This window comes from Streptomyces sp. NPDC007905 (genome assembly GCF_042959345.1).
Classification (GTDB): Bacteria; Actinomycetota; Actinomycetes; order Streptomycetales; family Streptomycetaceae; genus Streptomyces.
The window spans coordinates 154,006-174,328 of sequence record NZ_JBIBKS010000005.1; the positions used below are offsets into that span (position 1 = coordinate 154,006).

The 20,323-nt window shown below is 71.9% G+C and carries 18 protein-coding genes and 1 pseudogene; 13 read left to right on the plus strand and 6 right to left on the minus strand.

Annotation, left to right across the window (positions count from 1 at the left end; genetic code table 11):
• The 3 genes and pseudogenes from ACFZDC_RS11190 to ACFZDC_RS11200 all read left to right on the plus strand — a co-directional run.
• Positions 1–235: pseudogene (locus ACFZDC_RS11190) on the plus strand (pseudouridine synthase); the annotation flags it as partial.
• Positions 236–493: 258 nt separating this feature from the next.
• On the plus strand, positions 494–1,156 hold the full coding sequence (locus ACFZDC_RS11195) for a sigma-70 family RNA polymerase sigma factor (protein WP_391322458.1): 663 nt from the start codon (positions 494–496) through the stop codon (positions 1,154–1,156).
• Positions 1,156–2,262, plus strand: coding sequence for a hypothetical protein (locus ACFZDC_RS11200; RefSeq protein WP_391322460.1), 1,107 nt, complete (start codon positions 1,156–1,158; stop codon positions 2,260–2,262). The genes ACFZDC_RS11195 and ACFZDC_RS11200 overlap by 1 nt, the downstream gene beginning before the upstream one ends.
• A 208-nt stretch (positions 2,263–2,470) precedes the next feature.
• Here the strand turns inward: ACFZDC_RS11200 and ACFZDC_RS11205 are convergent, their stop codons facing one another.
• Positions 2,471–3,301 (minus strand): L,D-transpeptidase family protein, encoded by an 831-nt coding sequence (locus ACFZDC_RS11205; protein WP_391322462.1) that lies wholly within the window; start codon positions 3,299–3,301, stop codon positions 2,471–2,473.
• Between the two features lie 81 nt (positions 3,302–3,382).
• Here ACFZDC_RS11205 and ACFZDC_RS11210 point away from each other — a divergent pair, with 81 nt between their 5' ends.
• Together ACFZDC_RS11210 and leuE are read left to right on the plus strand one after the other, a co-directional pair.
• On the plus strand, positions 3,383–4,963 hold the full coding sequence (locus tag ACFZDC_RS11210; protein WP_391322464.1) for a methylmalonyl-CoA mutase family protein: 1,581 nt from the start codon (positions 3,383–3,385) through the stop codon (positions 4,961–4,963).
• A 47-nt stretch (positions 4,964–5,010) separates the two neighbouring features.
• On the plus strand, positions 5,011–5,670 hold the full coding sequence (gene leuE / locus ACFZDC_RS11215; protein ID WP_391322466.1) for a leucine efflux protein LeuE: 660 nt from the start codon (positions 5,011–5,013) through the stop codon (positions 5,668–5,670).
• Positions 5,671–5,710: 40 nt separating this feature from the next.
• Here leuE and ACFZDC_RS11220 read toward each other — a convergent pair whose 3' ends face one another.
• Positions 5,711–7,087, minus strand: coding sequence for an FAD-dependent monooxygenase (locus ACFZDC_RS11220; RefSeq protein ID WP_391322468.1), 1,377 nt, complete (start codon positions 7,085–7,087; stop codon positions 5,711–5,713).
• 68 nt (positions 7,088–7,155) lie between these two features.
• On the opposite strand from ACFZDC_RS11220, the gene ACFZDC_RS11225 reads away from it, so the two are divergent.
• Positions 7,156–7,806, plus strand: a complete 651-nt coding sequence (locus ACFZDC_RS11225) for a TetR/AcrR family transcriptional regulator C-terminal domain-containing protein (protein WP_391322470.1) — start codon at positions 7,156–7,158, stop codon at positions 7,804–7,806.
• A 127-nt stretch (positions 7,807–7,933) separates the two neighbouring features.
• Here the strand turns inward: ACFZDC_RS11225 and ACFZDC_RS11230 are convergent, their stop codons facing one another.
• The 3 genes from ACFZDC_RS11230 to ACFZDC_RS11240 form a co-directional block, all read right to left on the minus strand.
• Complete coding sequence (locus ACFZDC_RS11230; RefSeq protein ID WP_391322472.1) at positions 7,934–9,124, minus strand: acyltransferase family protein; 1,191 nt, start codon at positions 9,122–9,124, stop codon at positions 7,934–7,936.
• Positions 9,125–9,402: 278 nt separating this feature from the next.
• Positions 9,403–10,737: a polysialyltransferase family glycosyltransferase gene (locus ACFZDC_RS11235; protein ID WP_391322474.1), complete on the minus strand. Its 1,335-nt coding sequence runs from the start codon at positions 10,735–10,737 to the stop codon at positions 9,403–9,405.
• Complete coding sequence (locus ACFZDC_RS11240; protein ID WP_391322476.1) at positions 10,734–11,711, minus strand: glycosyltransferase; 978 nt, start codon at positions 11,709–11,711, stop codon at positions 10,734–10,736. The genes ACFZDC_RS11235 and ACFZDC_RS11240 overlap by 4 nt, the downstream gene beginning before the upstream one ends.
• A gap of 198 nt (positions 11,712–11,909) precedes the next feature.
• Here ACFZDC_RS11240 and ACFZDC_RS11245 point away from each other — a divergent pair, with 198 nt between their 5' ends.
• The 6 genes from ACFZDC_RS11245 (at position 11,910) to ACFZDC_RS11270 (ending at position 17,842) form a co-directional block, all read left to right on the plus strand.
• A complete protein-coding gene (locus ACFZDC_RS11245; protein ID WP_391322477.1) occupies positions 11,910–13,265 on the plus strand; it encodes a DUF6716 putative glycosyltransferase in 1,356 nt (451 codons plus the stop codon).
• A 32-nt stretch (positions 13,266–13,297) separates the two neighbouring features.
• Positions 13,298–14,593 carry a cytidylyltransferase domain-containing protein gene (locus tag ACFZDC_RS11250; protein ID WP_391322479.1) on the plus strand — a complete coding sequence of 432 codons (1,296 nt, stop codon included), beginning with the start codon at positions 13,298–13,300 and terminating at the stop codon, positions 14,591–14,593.
• Between the two features lie 12 nt (positions 14,594–14,605).
• Complete coding sequence (locus ACFZDC_RS11255) at positions 14,606–15,544, plus strand: N-acetylneuraminate synthase family protein (protein WP_391322481.1); 939 nt, start codon at positions 14,606–14,608, stop codon at positions 15,542–15,544.
• 50 nt (positions 15,545–15,594) lie between these two features.
• Positions 15,595–16,797 (plus strand): hypothetical protein, encoded by a 1,203-nt coding sequence (locus ACFZDC_RS11260; protein ID WP_391322483.1) that lies wholly within the window; start codon positions 15,595–15,597, stop codon positions 16,795–16,797.
• A 592-nt stretch (positions 16,798–17,389) separates the two neighbouring features.
• Positions 17,390–17,599, plus strand: a complete 210-nt coding sequence (locus ACFZDC_RS11265) for a hypothetical protein (RefSeq protein ID WP_391322485.1) — start codon at positions 17,390–17,392, stop codon at positions 17,597–17,599.
• A 75-nt stretch (positions 17,600–17,674) separates the two neighbouring features.
• Positions 17,675–17,842 (plus strand): hypothetical protein, encoded by a 168-nt coding sequence (locus ACFZDC_RS11270; protein ID WP_391322486.1) that lies wholly within the window; start codon positions 17,675–17,677, stop codon positions 17,840–17,842.
• A gap of 134 nt (positions 17,843–17,976) precedes the next feature.
• On the opposite strand, the gene ACFZDC_RS11275 is transcribed toward ACFZDC_RS11270, so the two are convergent.
• Positions 17,977–18,633: a methyltransferase domain-containing protein gene (locus ACFZDC_RS11275; RefSeq protein WP_391322488.1), complete on the minus strand. Its 657-nt coding sequence runs from the start codon at positions 18,631–18,633 to the stop codon at positions 17,977–17,979.
• Between the two features lie 236 nt (positions 18,634–18,869).
• Here ACFZDC_RS11275 and ACFZDC_RS11280 point away from each other — a divergent pair, with 236 nt between their 5' ends.
• Complete coding sequence (locus ACFZDC_RS11280; protein ID WP_391322821.1) at positions 18,870–20,096, plus strand: amidohydrolase; 1,227 nt, start codon at positions 18,870–18,872, stop codon at positions 20,094–20,096.
• The last annotated feature ends 227 nt before the right edge of the window (positions 20,097–20,323 follow it).

Genomic DNA, 20,323 nt, shown 5'->3' on the forward strand with positions numbered 1-20,323 from the left:
CGGCAGCAAGGGCGACACTGGCACCGGCAGCGGCACGGGCAATGGCGGCAGCAAGGGCGACACTGGCACCGGCCGCGGCACGGGCAATGGCGGCAGCAAGGGCGACACTGGCACCGGCAGCGGCACGGGCAATGGCGGCAGCAAGGGCGACACTGGCACCGGCCGCGGCACGGGCAATGGCGGCAAGGCGGGAAACAAGGCCGCCGGCTCCGAGAAGGCCGGCGCGAAGAAGTGACCCTCGAGCACCCTTGGTCGGGTGTCAGGGCAACGGCCGGGGCCGCCACCCCCCACAGGAGAGGCCCCGGCCGTCGCGCTCACGGACCGCGCGGCGGCCCGTACTCTCTTCAGCGCCATGAGTGCCTTTTCTGTCACACCCCGTCGTCTTCCTGCATGTCACGAGTTAGTTGCATCTTCCACAGACATGGACGAGGAGCGGTTTCACGCCGTAACGTGCCTTTCGCGCCGGACCGAAGACAGGCGAAAAGGGAGTGCGGTGCTGGGGGACGACGCGGAACTGACCGCCGCGGTGCGTGCGGCACAGGACGGGGACGAGACCGCGTTCCGTACGGTGTACCGCGCGGTGCACCCGAGGCTGCTCGGATACGTACGCACGCTGGTCGGCGACCCGGATGCCGAGGACGTGGCGTCCGAGGCCTGGCTGCAGATAGCCCGGGACCTCGACCGGTTCAGCGGCGACGCGGACAGGTTCCGCGGCTGGGCCGCCCGGATCGCCCGCAACCGCGCCGTGGACCACATACGGATGCGCGGCCGCCGCCCCGCGATCGGCGGCGACGAGACGGAACTGACCGGCCGGGCCGCCGAGTCCGACACGGCCGGCGAGGCCATCGAGGCCCTGGCCACCGACAGCACCCTGTCGCTCATCGCGCGACTGCCGCAGGACCAGGCCGAGGCGATCGTGTTGCGCGTGGTGGTGGGCCTGGACGCCAAGTCCGCGGCCGAGACGCTCGGCAAGCGTGCGGGCGCCGTACGCACCGCGGCACACCGTGGCCTGAAGCGGCTCGCCGAGCTGCTCGGCGACGATCCGGAATCGGCCGGCGTGCTCGACGCGCTCCCGCCCCAGCGAGAACCGCGTGGTCGCGCGGTGACGTCCGCAACTGTGACGCATACGCGTGCGCGGACGCAGAAGGACATGTGATGGCCGACGAGCAGTACACGTGGCTTACCGGTGACACGGCGGAACGTCTGCTGCGCGGTGAGTCGCTGGAAGCCGTCGACGCCTCCGCCCGTGACCAGGCCGAACGGCTCGCCAAGGCACTGGGCGCACTCTCCGCCGAGGCGGCCCCCGCGAACGGTGAACTCCCCGGCGAACAGGCCGCGCTAGCCGCGTTCCGCAAGGCCCGCGAGGCGGACGCGGCCGAGCGGACCGCCGCCACGCTCGGCGACGGCAGCCCCGGCAGGCGCTCCGGCCTGCCCGCGCGCGACGCCGACGCGGGCCTGGTCCGGATCGGCGCCCCGGCCCGTACCGGAATCCACTCGCGCCGCCCGCGCTGGGCCCGCCCGGTGCGCCTCGCGCTCGCCGCGGCCGTGGCCGCGGGCACGCTCGGCGGGGTCGCCGTGGCCGCCGGCAGCGGAGTGCTGCCCATTCCGTTCCACGACGATCACCCGGGTCCCGCCGCCTCCGTCTCCGCCCCGCAGACCCCGGGCCGGCCGTCCGCCCCGTCCTCACCGCAGTCCCCCCAGGGCATCGCCCCCGGCACGCCCGAGGGCAGTCCGAGCGGGTCCCCCGGCGGTGACCCCTCCGGCACGGCCACCGGAGGGGACAAGGGCACCGGCAAGAACGCCACGCCCGGGTCCGGCGACCCCTCCGGAACCCCCGGCACCTGGTGGCGGGACGCCGCCGCGGCCTGCCGCGACCTGAGGGACGGCAAGGAGCTGGGCGCCGACCGCAGGCGTGCCCTCGAGGGTCTGGCGGGCGGCTCCACGCGGGTGACCAAGTACTGCAAGTCCGTCCTGGCGGGCCGGACCGTCTCCGGCGAGGGCAAGGGCGACGGCGGTGACACCGACGGCGGCAAGGGCCAGGGCAACGACAAAGGGGACGGCAACGGCCAGGGCAACGACAAAGGGGACGGCAACGGCCAGGGCGGTGACGACGACGGTCACCCGGGCCGGGGTCACGGTCACGGCGGCCGCCACCGGGGCAGCGTCGCCTCTCCCGCGCCCTCGGCCTTCGCACCCCTGATCCCGGGTCGGCGGCCGACCGTGCCGGCGGCCTCGCCGAGTCCGTCGTACAGCGCACTCTGAGCCTCGTTCGCGCCCCTGACCTGCGGTTTTGCAAGCTGCGAAATTTTCTCCGCGAGGGGTGTGACGTTTCTGGCCCCCGCGACGCAGTAATGAGTGAGCCGACTGGTCATCGGCCGTCGCACTGAGCCGGGGTTCCCCCCGTACCCACGGCTCGTGCACCTGGCGCGGGCGGGACACGTTCCCCCGGTCCCGCCCGCGCCCCGCATCCTCACCAGTGGACGACCACCTTGTCGCCCACCCTCACCTGAGCGAACAGCTCCGCGATCGCCGCCTCGTCCCGCACGTTGACGCATCCGTGCGACCCGCCCGCGTACCCGCGCGCCGCGAAGTCGTAGGAGTAGTGCACCGCCTGGCCGCCGCTGAAGAACATCGCGTACGGCATCGGGGAATGGTAGAGCGTCGACACATGGTGCCGTGACTTCCAGTAGACGCGGAACACACCCTCACGGGTCGGTGTGTACTGCGCGCCGAAGCGGACGGACATCGTCTCGACCGTCCGCCCGTCGATCATCCAGCGCAGCGTCCGGCTGGTCTTGTCGATGCACAGCACCCGGCCGGTCAGACAGCGCGGGTCGGGAGCGCCGACCGGCTGACCGCCCATCAGGTACAGCTCCCACGTGCCCGGCCGGTGCGTCATGGCGAGCAGCCGCTGCCAGGTGACCGTGTCCAGCTCGCCGGTCCGCGGCAGCCCGCGCTTGCTCTGGAAGCCCTTGACGGCCTGCTCGGTCAGATCGTCGTACGTCCCCGTCGGCCCGTCGAACAGCCAGTCGACCTGGCGGAGCCGGGCCTGCAGTTCCCGCACGCCCGAGCCGCTGTCCCCGCGCGACCACAGCACCCGGGGCGCGGGCCCGGCGGGCTTGGCGGCGGGCGGGTGCGCGGCCGTCCGGGTGGGTTCGGGAGCGTGACCGGAGGGCAACTGGACGTGCACCGGCGAGCGGTGTTTGCCGTCCGCGCCCGGGGGCTGCACGGTGCAGCCGCAGAGCGCGGCGAACACGGCGGCCGAGGCGAGTACGGCGGCAGGTCTCCCCGGGATCCTCATGCCGGGGATGTTTCCCCGCGTGACCGCCGCCGAACTACAGGGCATGGTGAAAGGGTGACGAAACGTACTTCGGAGGCATCCATGGCGCGTGAGTCGGAGTCGGGGCTGCCGATCGAGCCGGTCTACGGGCCGGCGGACCTGACCGGCTGGAACCCGGCCGAGAAACTGGGCGAACCGGGGGCCTACCCGTACACCCGCGGGGTGTACCCGACGATGTACACCGGCCGCCCCTGGACCATGCGGCAGTACGCCGGCTTCGGCACGGCCGCCGAGTCCAACGCCCGCTACCGGCAGCTGATCGCGCACGGCACCACCGGCCTGTCCGTCGCCTTCGACCTGCCCACCCAGATGGGCCACGACTCCGACGCGCCCCTCGCCCAGGGCGAGGTCGGCAAGGTGGGCGTGGCGATCGACTCGATCGAGGACATGCGGGTGCTGTTCGACGGCATCCCGCTGGACCAGGTCTCCACGTCGATGACGATCAACGCCCCGGCGGCCCTCCTGCTGCTCCTCTACCAGTTGGTGGCGGAGGAACAGGGCGTGCCGGCGGACCGCCTGACCGGCACCATCCAGAACGACGTCCTGAAGGAGTACATCGCGCGGGGGACGTACATCTTCCCGCCCAAGCCCTCCCTGCGCCTGACCGCCGACATCTTCAAGTACTGCACCGCCGAGATCCCGAAGTGGAACACGATCTCGATCTCCGGTTACCACATGGCGGAGGCCGGCGCGTCCCCCGCGCAGGAGATCGCCTTCACGCTCGCCGACGGCATCGAGTACGTCCGTACGGCGATGGCGGCCGGCATGGACGTGGACGATTTCGCCCCCCGCCTGTCCTTCTTCTTCGTGGCGCGTACGACGCTCCTGGAGGAGGTCGCGAAGTTCCGTGCGGCGCGCAGGATCTGGGCGCGGGTGATGAGGGAGGAGTTCGGCGCGAGGAACCCGAAGTCGCTGATGCTGCGCTTCCACACGCAGACGGCGGGGGTTCAGCTGACGGCGCAGCAGCCGGAGGTGAACCTGGTCCGGGTGGCCGTGCAGGCGCTGGGGGCGGTGTTCGGCGGCACCCAGTCCCTGCACACCAACTCCTTCGACGAGGCGATCGCGCTGCCGACGGACAAGAGCGCACGGCTGGCGTTGCGGACGCAGCAGGTGCTGGCGCACGAGACGGACGTGACGGCGACCGTCGATCCCTTCGCGGGCTCGTACGCCGTCGAGCGGATGACGGACGACGTGGAGGCGGCGGCCCTCGACCTGATGCGGAAGGTCGAGGATCTCGGCGGTGCGGAGGCGGCGATCGAGCGCGGCTTCCAGAAGGCCGAGATCGAACGGAACGCGTACCGCATCGCGCTGGAGACGGACTCCGGAGAGCGGGTGGTGGTGGGCGTCAACCGCTTCCGGCTGGACGAGGAGGAGCCGTACGAGCCGCTGCGGGTGGACCCGGCGATCGAGGCCCGGCAGGCCGAGCGGCTGGCCAAGCTGCGGGCCGAGCGGGACCAGGGAGCGGTGGACTCGGCCCTGGACACGCTGAAGAAGGCGGCCGAGGGCGAGGACAACGTGCTGTATCCGATGAAGGAGGCGTTGCGGGCGCGCGCGACCGTGGGGGAGGTGTGCGGGGCGTTGCGGGAGGTGTGGGGCTCATATGTGCCCTCCGACGCCTTCTGAGCACTTGCGGCGCGAGCGGTGCCGGACCCCGTGCGACACTCCTTGCCATGTTCGGCGTCATCGATCTCCCCACCTATCTGGCCGGTCTCGTCCTGATCGTCCTGCTGCCCGGTCCCAACTCCCTCTACGTGCTGTCCGTGGCCGCCCGGCGCGGGGTCCGGGCCGGCTACACGGCCGCCGCCGGGGTCTGGTGCGGCGACACCGTGCTGATGACGTTGTCCGCCGCCGGGGTCGCCTCCCTGCTGCAGGCCAACGCGCTGCTGTTCGGCATCGTGAAGTACGCCGGTGCCGGCTATCTGACCTGGCTGGCGATCGGGATGCTGCGGGCCGCCCGGGAGATGTGGCGGACGCGGCGTCAGAAAGCGCTGGAGAACGCGGGGAGCGCGCAGGACGTGGCGCCCGCCACTGAGCGGCCCCTGCGCCGGGCCTTCGTCGTCAGCCTCTTCAACCCCAAGGCGATCCTGTTCTTCGTCGCCTTCTTCGTTCAGTTCGTGGCCCCGGGATACGCCCACCCGGCCCTGTCCTTCGTCGTGCTCGGCGCCTTCGCCCAGCTCGCCAGCTTCCTCTACCTGAGCGCCTTGATCTTCGGCGGCACCCGCCTCGCCGCCGCCTTCCGCCGCCGCAAGCGGCTGTCGGCGACGGCCACCTCGGCGGCGGGCGCGCTGTTCCTCGGCTTCGCGGTGAAGCTCTCGCTGGCCAGTACGTGACGCCCGGGGCCGGCCGGTCGGCGGCTCATCGCGCGAGCCTTCAGCGGCGGCCGACCCGGGCGAGACAGGCGTCCAGGCCGGTCGTCGTGTCGCCCGCCCAGGCGACGTAGCCGTCCGGGCGGACCAGGAAGATCCCGGGGCCGTACGACGCGGGGGCGGCCGGGAGCGACCGCACGCCCGCGGCGGTCGTCGTCGAGCCCAGCAACGTCCAGTGCGGGCCCCGGAAGGCGTCGAACAGCCGCACGCCGTCCACCACTCCGTCGGGCGCGCGGTCGCCGGCCCGGACACCGGCCGGGGCGGCGCGCCTCTCCTCGCTCAGGGACGACGCGGGGTACCCCAGCCCGAGCTGTACCGTCGCCTTCCCCCGCCGTACCTCGCCGCGGTGCACGCCCGTCGACAGGCCCAGCATGGCCGCGGCGTTCGGGCGGCGCTCCTCCTCGTAGGTGTCGAGGAGGGCCTCGGGGGCCCCGCCCCGCAACACCGCGCCCAGCTTCCAGCCCAGGTTGTACGCGTCCTGAACGCCGGTGTTCAGGCCCTGGCCGCCCGCCGGTGAGTGGACGTGCGCGGCGTCGCCCGCGAGGAACACCCGGCCCACCCGGAACCGGTCCGCCAGCGCGGCCCGCGGGCGGAAGTCCGAGGCCCAGCGCAGCTCGGTGACGTCCTCGGCGTCGAGGTGGGTGTACGCGGCGACCAGTTCGCGGACGCCGTCGAGGGACGGCTCCGGCTCGGTGCCCTCCGGGAGCTTCCCGGAGAACTGGAAGTCGTCCGTGCCGGCGAGCGGGCACAGCATGACACCGGTGCCGTCGGCCCCCGGGAAGGCATGCCAGTACTCCCGGTCGAGGCCCCTCACCCGCACGTCCGCCACCAGGAACGGGCTCGGGTCGACCGTCTCCCCGGTCATGCCGACGCCCACCGCGCGCCGCACCGCCGAGCGCCCGCCGTCGGCCGCCACCACGTACCGTGCGCGGACGGCCGTACCGTCGGCGAACCGGACGCCCACGCCCTCGGAGTCCTGCTCCAGTCCCGTCACCTCGCCCCCGAAGGCGACCCGGCCGCCCAGTTCCAGCAGCCGCGCGTGCAGAATCTCCTGCGTCCGCCACTGCGCGACCATCCACGGCTCGGTGTACGGCGTACCCTCGTCGGCCGCCACGGGCTCGAACATCGGCCGCTCGCCGAGCCGCTCGCCGTCCTTCCAGAGCATCCGCACCGGGTAGGGGCCGCCCGCCGCGCGGATCGCGTCCAGCACGCCGAGGTCCTCGAAGACCTCCTGGGTGCGCGGCTGGATGCCCTTGCCGCGCGATCCGGGGAACAGCTCCTGCGCCCGCTCGACGACCAGCGCGTCCACGCCGCGCCGGGCGAGGTCGATGCCGAGGGTGAGGCCGGTGGGACCGGCCCCCACGATCAGGACATCCATCATGATTCTCCTTAACAATGTTAAGCGCCGTCAGTCATGAGCGTGCCCTTAACGCTGTTAAGCTGTCAAGCGTGAGTACGGAACGACGCGCGCCCCTGGACCGCAACCGGGTCGCGGACACGGCGCTGCGGCTGCTGAACGAGGTCGGCCTGGACGGCCTGACCCTGCGCGCCATCGCCAAGCAGCTGGACGTCAAGGCCCCCGCGCTGTACTGGCACTTCAAGGACAAACAGGCACTGCTGGACGAGATGGCGACGGAGATGTACCGGCGGATGGTCGCCGGTACCGCGCCGGATCCCGCGGACACCTGGCAGGAGCGACTGCTCAGGGTCAACCGCGGCCTGCGCACCGCCCTGCTCGGTTACCGCGACGGCGCCAAGGTCTTCAGCGGCTCACGCTTCACGGGCACGGACCATGCCCGCGAGATGGAGGAACACCTGCGCGTCTTCACGAACGCGGGGTTCAGCCCGGTCCAAGCGGTCAACGCCGCGCGGACCGCGCACATGTTCACCATCGGGTTCGTCACCGAGGAGCAGGGCGTGCAGCCCCTCCCGGGCGAGCGCCGGGAGGGGTACGACATCGAGGAACGCGCCCGGCGCATGGCCGACTTCCCGCTGGCGGCCGAGGCGGGAAAGATGCTCTTCGACGACTACGACCAGCAGTTCGAGGAAGGGCTGGCGCTGATCGTCGCCGGTATCGAGGCGCGGTACGGAACCGGCTGACCGAGCGCTCGGCGCCTGGCCGCGCGCGTTGCATCCCGATGCCCGATGCCCGATGCCCGATGCCCGATGGCCTCCTGCTGGGCCAGGGCACCACGGTGCCTGCCCGGCTTCCGGCCCCTCCGAGGGGTCAGCCGATCCGCTTTCCGTCGTTCGCCAAGGGGAACGGCGCGGAGATTGCCGGTGTGCGGGACCTCTTCAACGCCCTTTTCAGCCGGGGGCCGAAGGGATTCTCCACGCACCGGTGCATCAGCCAGGCGAGCAGCAGCATGGCCGGCACCGTCGCCGCGAGCGTCGGCCACGCGGGCAGGCCGAGGCCCCGGTGCAGCACCCTGATGACGAACCAGCCCAGGTGCTCGTGGACCAGGTAGAACGGGTACGTCAGCGCGCCGGCCGTGGCCAGCCAGGGCCAGTCGGCCCGGCGGGTCCAGCCCAGGGCCACGGCCGCCACGGCGGCGAAGGCCAGGGTGACGATCAGCAGGATGACGTCCGGGTCGCGGACGAAGTCGCCGTGCGCGCCCGCGTGCCACAGCCCGCGCGTGGCGTTGCTCTGCCCGAGCAGCCAGGAGACGGCCACGATGCCCCACAGCGACAGGTCGCTGCCGAAGCGGTGGATCAGGTAGAGGGCGAGACCGCCGACGAAGAACGGGGCGTACTCCGGCATGACCAGCTGGTCCGTCAGTGCGTTGCCGGATGTGCGGCACACCGCCGCCGCCAGCGTCCACACGCAGCAGAACAGCACCACCCGGCGGTAGGTGACCCCGCGCAGGACGACGAACAGGGCGAACAGCGCGTAGAAGCGGACCTCGACCCAGAGCGTCCAGCACACGCCCAGCACGCGCGGCGCGCCCATGGGCTGTTGCAGCATCGTCAGGTTGACCAGGAACTCGTCCGGCCGGACCGGGTGCACGACGGCCGGCAGGGCGAGGGCGGCGCCGGTGACCAGTACCAGGGCGGCCCAGTAGGCGGGGTAGAGGCGGGCGACCCGGGAGCGGAAGAAGTCGCCGAGCGTACGGCCCCAGCTGCTCATGCAGATGACGAAACCGCTGATGACGAAGAAGAACTGGACACCCAGACAGCCGTACGCGGCCACCTGGGACAGGGTCGGGAAGACGCGGGCCGGGCTCTGGTGCCAGGACGCGGAGACCGTGCCGCCGCGTCCGGCGTAGTGGTAGAGGCACACCATCAGCGCGGCCACGAGCCGCAGACCGTCCAGGGCGAGCAGGCGGCCCTGGCGTCCACCGGGGATGGACGAGGCGGGGGCCGTCCCGGGTGTGGGCGGTGCGGGGACGGCGGCGAGGGAGGGGGAGGAAGCAGCCATGGTGCCGGGCGCCTACCCGAGGATGCGCTGATCATCTCGGATTTTTTTATGAAAGTCCCCGGCATGGGGAGCCACTTCACCCGCACCTGGGTGAATCTCGGAAATGAGTGGGCTGACAGCCCAACCATTCGCCCAGCCGTCCGAGTTCGTTAACCCGCAGGTCGTTTTGCCTTCCTGTTTTCTCCAACCACCCCCACGCCATCGGAAGAGCTGATCCCGGGCCGGTGAACAGCGAAAGGGGCGGGCCCGGCACGGGCCCGCCCGCCACCGGGGTGGGGTCAGCGACGGACGACCCGGCGCAGGTTGCGCGCCTTGCGCGCCACCCGGCGCACCGTGGCGTTGCGCGGGATGAACGACAGCTGCGCGGGCACCCCACCGGGCAGCGCCAGCGAGGTCAGGCGCTTGCGCTTGAAGTAGCGCAGGGTCGGCTCGTTCAGGTTCTGGGCGAGGTATCGCTCGCTCTCCCCGCGCAGCCCGGGCAGGATCCTCGGCTGCATCGCGAAGCCCACCGCGCGCACCAGCGCACCGAGCGCCTCGACGTCCAGGCCCCGGCGCTGCCCGGTGACCGCGGCACGGTCGCCCAGCTCCGGCAGCAGCGCGTCGACCACGGTGACCGGAATGCGGTTGCTGTTCTCGTACGGCGTCAGCCGCTCCAGCAGCAGGTCGGTGCCGACCCGGGCGACCGGCAGGCCGTACAGGGCGGAGGCGGTGAGCAGGGCGGTGGAGAAGCAGCCGACGACCAGCGCGGGACGCATCCGCTGGTACAGCACCTCGGCGAGGACCGGCGTGTCGAGGACGGTGAGCTCCACCCCGAGCTTCTCCGCCTCCTGCTCCAGGCTGCGGGTGAAGCGGGCCGGGGCGGTGGGGTGCGGCTTGAACACCACCTTGGTGTGCCCGAGCTGGACGGCCCCCTTGAGCATCCGCACGTGCAGGTTCTCCTCCTCCTCGGCGGTGAGGATGTCCAGCGCGGAGAGGTACTGGCCGAGCAGCAGCGCGGCCTCCTCCACCTCGGGCAGGCCGTCGCCCAGGGGGGCGAGTTCGGCCAGTACCTTGGTGAAGGCCGGCGTCGGCACCATCTCCCCCGGGACACCGAACTCGGTGAGGAGCAGCGGCCTCAGGCCCGGCACCAGGTCGAGGTGGAGCACGCGGTCCACGCGGGTGCCGACCAGCGGGTCGATCTTGTTGCGGGTGGGTCCGTAGCTCATCAGGCCGTCGGCGTAGACGGTGACCGGGGCGCCGGTGAAGATCTGGGCGAGCGCGAGCGAGGGGTTGACCTGGATCGACTCGACGGCCAGCTCCACGTCGTCGTCGCCCAGTTGCCACTCGTGCCGCAGATACCGCTCCCAGAGCGGCATGTCCTCCACCCGGGGCGCCCAGCCGCCGGGGTGGAAGGGGAAGATCGTCTCGTTGTACGACAGCACGTCGTCGAAGCGGTCGCGCAGCCGCTCGAAGCCGGGCATCCCGTCCGGCCCGGGCGTGGTCTCGGGCGTCGCCGCGTTGTTGCAGACCAGCAGGATCCGCCGGTCGGCGGGGCGGAAGCAGCCGGAGTCCAGGGCGGCGGCGAGCGTGGCCGTGCCGTACAGCGTCGACGCCTGGAAGATCTGGGTGGTCACGCGGCGACCCCCGCGGGGGCGGGACGACGGCGCAGCCGGCGCAGCTTGGTGGCGCGCTGGAGGTCCATGGAGTCCAGCGCCTCGTCCAGTACGTCCTGCGGCATGCGCCGCAGCGCGGCGGCACTCAGGGATTTCAGTTTCTTCGCCACCGCGGGCTCGAACCTTTCGATGGATCCCAGATGATGGGAAATGATGGCGCAATACGTGCGGACGGCCTTCGGCAGGAGGGCGTCGGCCTCCCGGTCCTCGGCGGTTTCGGCGATGACCTGGTCGAACGCGCGAATGAAATCGAGTTGCCGGACATCACCGATCTGGGTGAGCGACGAGGCGACTCCGCGCCGGTAGAACACGCCGAGCAGGCTCACTGCGGCGAAGGATTCCGCCTCCCGGTGCAGTTTCCAGATCCACGGCCGGTCCTCGGCGGTGCGCAGCCCGTCCGTGAAGTGCAGCAGCCCCTTGTCCACCAGTCGGCGGTGGTAGATGCCCGCCCAGGCGTAGGCGTAGTCCACGGAGGTGGACCGGTCGGCGGGCAGGATCGCCTCGCGCGGGTTCATCACCACGCCCCGCCGGCCGTGCGGCACCCGGTGCACGGTGCGCGCCCGGGCGGTGCACTGCACATGGTCGGTGCGCAGGAAGTCGCAGCCGAGATCCTCGATGGCGGACACCAGCTCGGCGTAGTAGCCGGGGGCGAGCCAGTCGTCGCCGTCCAGGAAGGTCAGGTACTCGCCGCGCGCCCGCTCGATACCGGTGTTGCGGGCGGTCGCCAGCCCTCCGTTCCGCTCGTGCCGGACGTGGACCGCCCCGGGCAGCTCGCGCTCCGCGCGCGCGAGGATCTCTGGTGTCCCGTCGCGCGAACAGTCGTCGACGAGAATGAATTCGAAGTCCTCACGCGCGTTCGCACTGAGGCTCCTCAGGGTGTCGGGCGCGTATTGCTGCACGTTGTAGAACGGCACGATGACGGAGAGCTTGACCACGTCAGGGACGTTAGGGCGAAGCCCGTCATGTGTCTTGACGCTCTCCTTGATACAAGGTGAACGGCGCATGGCGAAGCTGTGAACCAGGCTCTTTTCCGGTGCGATCTCGGCCCGATTCGCCATTCGGCGGTGTGCTGTTAACCGTTTGTTGCATTCGGGTTGGGCGGAACCTCGGAATGCCTTCCTAGCGTCTTCGGCGTGCCAGCAAGTGCAACGAAGTCCCTGCGGGTCGCCGTCCTCGCGGATTCCGACACCCGGTGGAAGTGGGGCGCGCTCACCGCGCAGCGCGTCACCCCCACGGGCGACGGTATCCGGCTCGACGGCTACCTCCTGCGAGGGCGAGCCACCCCGACCGCCCGCCAGTTGAAGGAAGTCGGCGTCCCCGCGGACTCACTCCGCGAGGTGACCGGCGTCGAGTTCCTGCGCGCCATGGGCGAGGAGTCCTACGACGTGCTCGTCCTCGCGCTGGTCGGCGGCGGCGTGCAGGCGATGCTGCACGGGCTGCGGAACCTGTGGGGCGGCTCGGCGACGCGTCCCGTCGTCGTCACCGGCTACGTCGGTGTCGTCTACGAGAAGCTCGCCGACGGGCTGCTGCTGCGGCACGGGGCGGACCTGGTCCTCGCCAACTCCCGCCACGACGCGGACCGTTTCCGTGCCGTGTACGAAGGGGTGGGCGCCGACGCCTCCGCGGTGACCGAGGTCGCGCTGCCGTTCCTCGGCGGGGACCCGTACACCGGTGAACCCGAGCCGTCCGCGGAGCAAGGGCGCAGGCCCTACACCGTCGTGTTCGCCGCCCAGCCCTCCGTCCCGGACAACCGCAAGGACCGTACGTACCTGCTGAACCGGCTGATCGAGCACGCCCGCAGGCACCCCGAGCGCGAGGTACTGCTGAAGCTGCGCTCCAGGCCCGGCGAACACACCACCCACATCGAGGAGTTGCCGTACCAGAAGCTGGTGCAGGGCACCGACCCGCCCGCCAACTTCCGCCTGGTGTACGGACACATGGGCGAGGTGCTGGACCGCACCGACCTGCTGGTCACGGTCAGCTCCACGGCCGCCCTCGAGGCCCTGCACCGGCGTATCCCGACGGTCGTCCTGACCGACCTGGGCGTGCGCGAGGTGCTCGGCAACCACCACTTCACCGGTTCCGGGTGCCTCGCCTCCTGGGACCAGCTCGACGCCGGGCACCGCCCGGTGCCGGACGAGGAGTGGGTGGCCCGGCAGGGCGTGGCCCCGGTGGATACCTCCCCCGGGGCAGGCTCCTACGCCACCGCCTTCGACGCGGCCCGCGAGCGCATCGCCGAGCTGCTGGACCGGCCAGGGGGGCTGCCGCCCCTCGCCCCCTACTACACACCCGAGACCGCGCCGGGCTACCTGCCCGGCATCCTCGCCCGCCACCACCTCGGCCCCGACGGCGCCCCGCTGCCCGGCGCGCCCGTCGCCGACAAGGAGCCCGGACCCGTCCGCCAGATCGTGCGCCGGGCCGCGCGCGGCGCCTACCGCCACGGTGTGCAGCGCGTGGCCCCCGTGATCCGACGAATGGGAGAGCTGTGAGCGACCGGATCCCACGGCAAGGAGTGGAGTACATGACCGACGCCGACCACGACGCCCCCGCGGTGCGCCGCGTGCTCGCGGTGATCCCCGCGCGCGGCGGTTCCAAGGGCGTCCCCGCCAAGAACCTCGCCCCCGTCGGCGGTATCCCGCTGGTGGCCCGCGCGGTCCGCGAGTGCCGCGCCGCCCGGCTGGTGACCGACGTGGTCGTCTCCACCGACGACCAGGCCATAGCGGCCGCCGCCCGGCAGGCCGGCGCCGAGGTGGTCCTGCGCCCCGCCGTCATCGCCGGCGACACCGCCACCTCCGAGGCCGCCGTCCTGCACGCCATGGACGCCCACGAGGCCCTGCACGGCTCGGCCGTCGACGTGGTCCTGCTCGTGCAGTGCACCAGCCCGTTCCTGGCCCGCGAGGACGTCGACGGGGTCGCGGCGGCCGTCGTGGAGAACGGCGCCGACACCGCCGTCACCGTCGCCCCCTTCCACGGCTTCATCTGGCGGGACGCGGCGGACGACCCGGTGGCGGTCGAGCCGGCCCGTACCGAGCAGCTGGGAGGCGCCGTCCGCGTCGCCAACTCCACTGCGGTCAGCGGCGGTTATGGCGTCAACCACGACAAGTCCTTCCGCCCCCGCCGCCAGGACCGCCCCCAGGACCTGCTGGAGACCGGCGCCGCCTACGCGATGGACGCGGCCGGCTTCCGTAAGCACAACCACCGCTTCTTCGGCCACACCGAGCTGGTCCGCACCGACCCGGCCCGGGTGCTGGAGATCGACGACCCGCACGACCTGGCACGCGCCCGGGCCCTCGCCCCGCTCTTCGACGCGGACCGGCCGGGCGCCCTGCCCACTTACGACGACATCGACGCCGTCGTCCTCGACTTCGACGGCACCCAGACCGACGACCGGGTGCTGATCGACTCCGACGGACGGGAGTTCGTCTCCGTGCACCGCGGAGACGGACTCGGCATCGCCGCCCTGCGCAGAAGCGGGCTGACGATGCTGATCCTGTCCACGGAACAGAACCCGGTGGTCGCCGCCCGCGCCCGGAAGCTGAAGCTCCCGGTGCTGCACGGCATCGACCGCAAGGACCTCGCCCTGAAGCAGTGGTGCGAGGAGCAGGGCATCGCGCCGGAGCGCGTGCTCTACGTCGGCAACGACGTCAACGACCTCCCGTGCTTCGCCCTCGTCGGCTGGCCCGTGGCGGTCGCGAGCGCCCACGACGTCGTACGCGGCGCCGCACGCGCGGTCACCACCGTCCCCGGCGGTGACGGCGCGATCCGAGAGATCGCCAGCTGGATCCTCGGCCCCTCTCTCGATTCCCTCCCCAAGTAAGGACATCTCCCGATGAGCACCAACTCCCGTATCCGCACGTTCGGTTCGCGCGAGGCCGGCCCGGGCCGCCCCGTCTACATCTGCGGCGAGATCGGCATCAACCACAACGGTGAGCTGGAGAACGCGTTCAAGCTGATCGACGTGGCCGCCGAGGCCGGCTGCGACGCCGTGAAGTTCCAGAAGCGCACCCCGGAGATCTGCACCCCGCGCGACCAGTGGGACATCGAGCGCGACACGCCCTGGGGCCGGATGACCTACATCGACTACCGCCACCGGGTGGAGTTCGGCGAGGACGAGTACCGCCAGATCGACGCGTACTGCAAGGAGAAGGGCATCGCCTGGTTCGCCTCCCCGTGGGACACCGAGGCCGTCGCCTTCCTGGAGAAGTTCGACGTCCCCGCCCACAAGGTCGCCTCCGCCTCCCTCACGGACGACGAGTTGCTGCGCGCCCTGCGCGCGACGGGCCGCACGATCATCCTCTCGACGGGCATGTCCACCCCGCGCCAGATCCGCCACGCGGTCGAGGTCCTGGGCAGCGACAACATCCTGCTCTGCCACGCCACCTCCACCTACCCGGCCAAGGCCGAGGAGCTGAACCTCCGCGTGATCAACACGCTGGAGAAGGAGTACCCGAACGTCCCGATCGGTTACTCCGGCCACGAGACCGGCCTGCAGACCACGCTCGCCGCCGTCGCCCTCGGCGCCACCTTCGTCGAGCGCCACATCACCCTCGACCGCGCCATGTGGGGCTCCGACCAGGCCGCCTCCGTGGAGCCGCAGGGCCTCACGCGCCTGGTCCGCGACATCCGCACCATCGAGGCCTCCCTCGGTGACGGCGTCAAGAAGGTCTACGACTCCGAGCTCGGCCCGATGAAGAAGCTGCGCCGCGTCTCCGGCGTCGTCGCCGAGGCGGAGATCGCTGCGGCCGCGGGCGAGCCGGTCGCGGTCTGAGCGCCCTGATCGCCTTACGGATTGCCCTACGACGGGACGGTCGTACGCCGATGAGCCCCCGCGCCGGTCACACCGGCCACCCTGCCCACACGCTCGCCTTCGTGGAGAGCCCGGTACAGCTGCTGAACGTACTGGAATGGGCGCACCTCCACGGCCTGCGCGGCGAGGAGCCGGCCGTGCCGTCGGGCCTGCGCGGCGGAGGGCCGGCCGTCCCGTCCGGCCCTCCGCCGGTCACGCCCTCCGTGCCCCCGCAGACACGGCGCACGCCGGCCGGTGCCGCGCGGCCGGCCGGCACGGAGCTCACCGTCGTCGTCCTGTCCCCGACCGACCCCATGACCCGGGGCCAGCTGCGCCGAATGGCGGACCTGGCCCGGGACGAGGGGTACCGGGTGCGCTGGGAGGAGGCGCGGGGCGGCACGACCGCGCCCTTCCACACCATCGGCGGCCTGGCCGGCCCCCTGCGCCGGGCCGACCGGATCGTCATGGGAGACCCCTTCTCCCGCTACGTGCAGCTTCTGCTGACCATCACCCGCGCCCGCGACCTGGTGGTCGTGGACGACGGCACCGCGACGATGGAGTTCGTCGCCCAGCTGGCCCGGGGCGAGCGCCTGGTCCGCTGGCACCGCAAGGGCGGCCGCCCCGGCGCCCGCGACCTGCTCTTCGCCCCCGTCTCCTCCTCGGCCCGCCGCCGCCTCACCCCGAGCGCCCGCCGCCGTGTCGAGGTCTTCTCCTCCATGCCGGTGACGGAGACCCCGGAGGGCGTGACCGTCACCGCGAACGACTTCGCCTGGACCCGGGCCCGCTTCGGCCCGCCGCGCATCACCCGGAGCGCCGACATGGTCGGCACCTCCCTCGTGGAGACCGGGGTCGTGGACGGCGACCGCTACCTGGAGGCCGTCCGTAACCTGTCGAAGACCCACGGCGCCACTCGCTACTTCGCCCACCGCCGCGAGAGCGCCGACAAACTCCACCGCCTGGCGGCCCAGACCGGCCTGGAAATAGTCCGCCCGGACCTTCCCCTGGAGCTGATCGCCCGCCGAGGCCCCATCGGCCGCACGATCCTCAGCTTCCCCTCCACGGTCGTCCACACCCTCCCACTCGCCCTCGCCGGCACCGGTGTCCGCGTCGCGGTGTGCGACATCGACCCGAGCTGGCTCACGGAGAACGCCTCACCGCGAGCCCAGGGCTTCCTGTCGGGGGTCACGGGGACCGCGCGGGACGTGCACCGGCTGGCGGCGGTGGGGCTGGCCTAGCCGGATGCTTTGAGGGCCTCGGTGAAGACGAGAACAGGGCCTGGCTCTCTCTGCGACGAGAGGCAGCCAGGCCCGTGTCCCGGCGGTTCTCCAGCCCGACTGGTGCCGGTGTCGGCGGGCTGCCGGTCCCGGGTGTGAGCGGGGCTCAACCCGGCACCACCGGGAGCAAGTTGCGGGCGTGAGCTCTTGCGCGTCGCACAGCAAGTTGTCGCCTACGACGTCCTACGGCCGGATCGCAGACACAGGGCCGACCAGGGGGCTGACCCTTCACGTGCGTCGCGCAGGCTCACCGAGGGCGGTAGCCGGCACCGCCTCCAGCGGGGGAGCGATACCCCCAGCGGCCCACCCTCTCGGCGGACCCCGCCCCACCCGGCCTCCGCGCTGCCGTACTGGCGGGGGCACCGGCACCGCCCCGACGCCCGAGGACCGCCCTCCCCGGCGAACGGGCCGCCAGGGGAAGTACCAGACACGACACACGCGGGGACATCGACCAAGTTCCTGGCAATTCTCGGGCGACTGCCCGCACGCCAGCGGGGGTGAACCTCTGCCGATCCAGCTGTCCGAGGCTGCAGGACCGTCCTACACTGCTGGCGTGACCGCTGCATTCGACTACGAGGACATGCACCACCTGGCGGACCGGCTCTCCCCGACCCAGGTGCGACGCCTGCGCCTGCTCGTCTGCCAGGATGAGGAACTGTCCCAGGTTGCCCAGTCGCTGCCGGCAGTCGACGCGAACGAGGAGTCGGTCCCGGCCGGGCTGCTGGCCCTGATCGGCAGTGAATGGCCCAGAGGATCTGGCTGAACGGCACGACGACTACATCCGCGAGCGGATGCGCGAGCGCTTCGGCGACTTGGCGTGATTGTCGACCTGACCCGCATGGCTGAGCTGGTCCTCCAGTACGCCGACTTCCCGCTCGGCGGGGTCGACGCCTCGGTCATCGCGGTGGCCGAGCGCTTCGGCGTGGACCGGGTAGCCACCCTCGACCGGCGGCACTTCAGCGTCGTCAAGCCCGCCCACGTTCCCGCGCTGACACTCCTGCCGTAGCCCGACCAGAGGTCTATACCCCTGACGGCAACAAGCATGCGGAGGTCGTGGAAGCGGATTCGGCGGAGGCCGGCCTTGCGGAGGAGTGTGGCGACACCGTGCCGGCCACCACAGCCGGCCCGCGCGCTCCGGGCTCAGCCGGCTCTCCGGGCCAGCAGGAACGCGCGCGGGCGCGTCTCCTCCCCGTCCGGCTCGCGCAGCACCGTCGCCGTCGGCTCCAGGCCCGCCCCCCTGAGCATCGCCGCCACCTGCTCGGGCGTACGCCAGTAGTAGTCCAGGTCGATCTCGTGGCCGAAGCGTTCTCCCAGATGGAGGTGGCCGGGCTCCGCGCCCGACTGGAAGGAGAGCAGGACATGGCCGCCGGGCACCAGGGTGCGGTGGAAATCGGCGAAGGCGGCCGGCAGGTGGTCGTCGGGGACGTGGATGATCGAGTACAGGGCCGTGATGCCGCCCAGGGTGGCGTCCGGCAGGTCCAGCGACGTCATCGAACCCACATGGAAGCGCAGTTGTGGGTGTGCGTCGCGGGCCAGGGTCACCATGGCGGGGGAGAGGTCCACCCCGAAGGCCGGGACGCCGAGGTCGTGCAGGCGGGCGGTGACGAAGCCGGGGCCGCTGCCGAGGTCGGCCACGGGTGCCGGGCCGTTCGCCGTGACCAGCTCGGCGAAGGCGGTCACGAGCTGCCGGTCCAGGGGGTGGAACAGGCTGTCCGGGAAGCGGGACGCGTAGTCCTTGGCGATCGCGTCGTAGGACGAGCGGGTGGTCTGCAGGAAGTCCGCGGTCGAGTCGCTCACGACGGCGGAGCCTACCGGCCCGGGGCCCGCCGCGGTCCGGTCCGGTCCGTGGACAAGTCGAGCGCTACCATGGGTAGGCATGGTATGCGTGGAAGAGGAAACAAGGGTTTTACCCATCAAAGTCCGCCGCCATGCGTCCGCCGGTCAAATTTTCTTCCCCTAACGGGCTGAAGTTTTGTTGATCGAGGGTTAGTTGACCGTCCGGGCGTCCTACCCTTCAGAGGGTGAACCAAGTGATGTCCCGAGAGTCCGAGGCCGACCTCCCCGGGGACGTGCTCCCCGGCGTGCTCAGCGAGTCCCTGCACGCCGAACTGGTCGCCTTCCGCCGCGACTTGCACATGCACCCCGAACTGGGCAACCAGGAGTTCCGTACGACCGCCGCGATCAAGGAGCGGCTGGAGCGGGCCGGGCTGCGCCCCCGCGTCCTGGCCACCGGAACCGGGCTCATCTGCGACATCGGGCTCCCGGAGGGCAAGCGGCGTCCCCCCGTCCCGGTGCTCGCCCTGCGGGCCGACATCGACGCCCTGCCCATCCCGGACACCAAGACGGACTGCGCGTACCGGTCCACCGTGCCGGACCGCGCCCACGCCTGCGGCCACGACGTGCACACCACGATCGTGCTCGGCGCCGGGCTGGTCCTCGCCGACCTGCACGCCAAGGGGCTGCTGCCCCGCCCGGTGCGGCTGGTCTTCCAGCCCGCCGAGGAGGTGCTGCCCGGCGGCGCGCTCGGCGCCATCGGGGACGGCGCGCTCGACGACGTGGGCCGGATTCTCGCCGTGCACTGCGACCCCAAGGTCGACGCCGGCCGGATCGGGCTGCGGCACGGCGCCATCACCAGCGCCTGCGACCGGCTGGAGGTCGCCCTCGACGGCCCCGGCGGCCACACCGCCCGCCCCCATCTCACCACCGACCTGGTCACCGCGGCCGCCCGTGTCGCCATCGACGTGCCCGCGCTCGTCGCCCGGCGCGTCGACACCCGCGCCGGCCTCGCCCTGACCTGGGGCCGGATCGAGTCGGGCCACGCCCCGAACGTCGTCCCGCAGCACGCGGAGCTGTCCGGCACCATCCGCTGCCTGGACCTCGACGCCTGGCGCGAGGCCCCCGACATCGTGCACGCGGCCATCGACGAGGTCGCCACCCTGCACCGGGCCAAGTCGGAGATCAACTACGTACGGGGCGTGCCGCCGGTCGTGAACGACCGGGAGTCCACCGAGCTGCTGCGCAGGTCCATGGTCGCCCGGCGTGGCATGCGCTCCGTCGAGAGCACCGAGCAGAGCCTCGGTGGCGAGGACTTCTCCTGGTACCTGGAGAACGTGCCCGGCGCCATGGCCCGCCTCGGCGTCCGCACCCCCGGCGACCGCATCGTCCGTGACCTGCACCAGGGCGACTTCGACGCCGACGAGCACGCGATCACGGTCGGCGTGGAATTGTTCACCGCCGCCGCCCTGCTCGACACCCAGTAGGCGGCCCCGGAGGAGGGGCGCCCGGTTGGCGCCCCTTCGTCCCCCTGTGTCACCTCGGCGTAACCGGCGGTGCTCGTCTGTAACCCGGAGTCGGCACGAATCGATAACGGCCCGGACAAACCCCGTGCCCCTTCCCTTCTACGCGCGTTACTGTGCGCCGAAATCGCCACCACTGGCGGCACATTGGGGACAGCGGCCCGTGACGGCGCCGTGGGGATGAAGGGGTG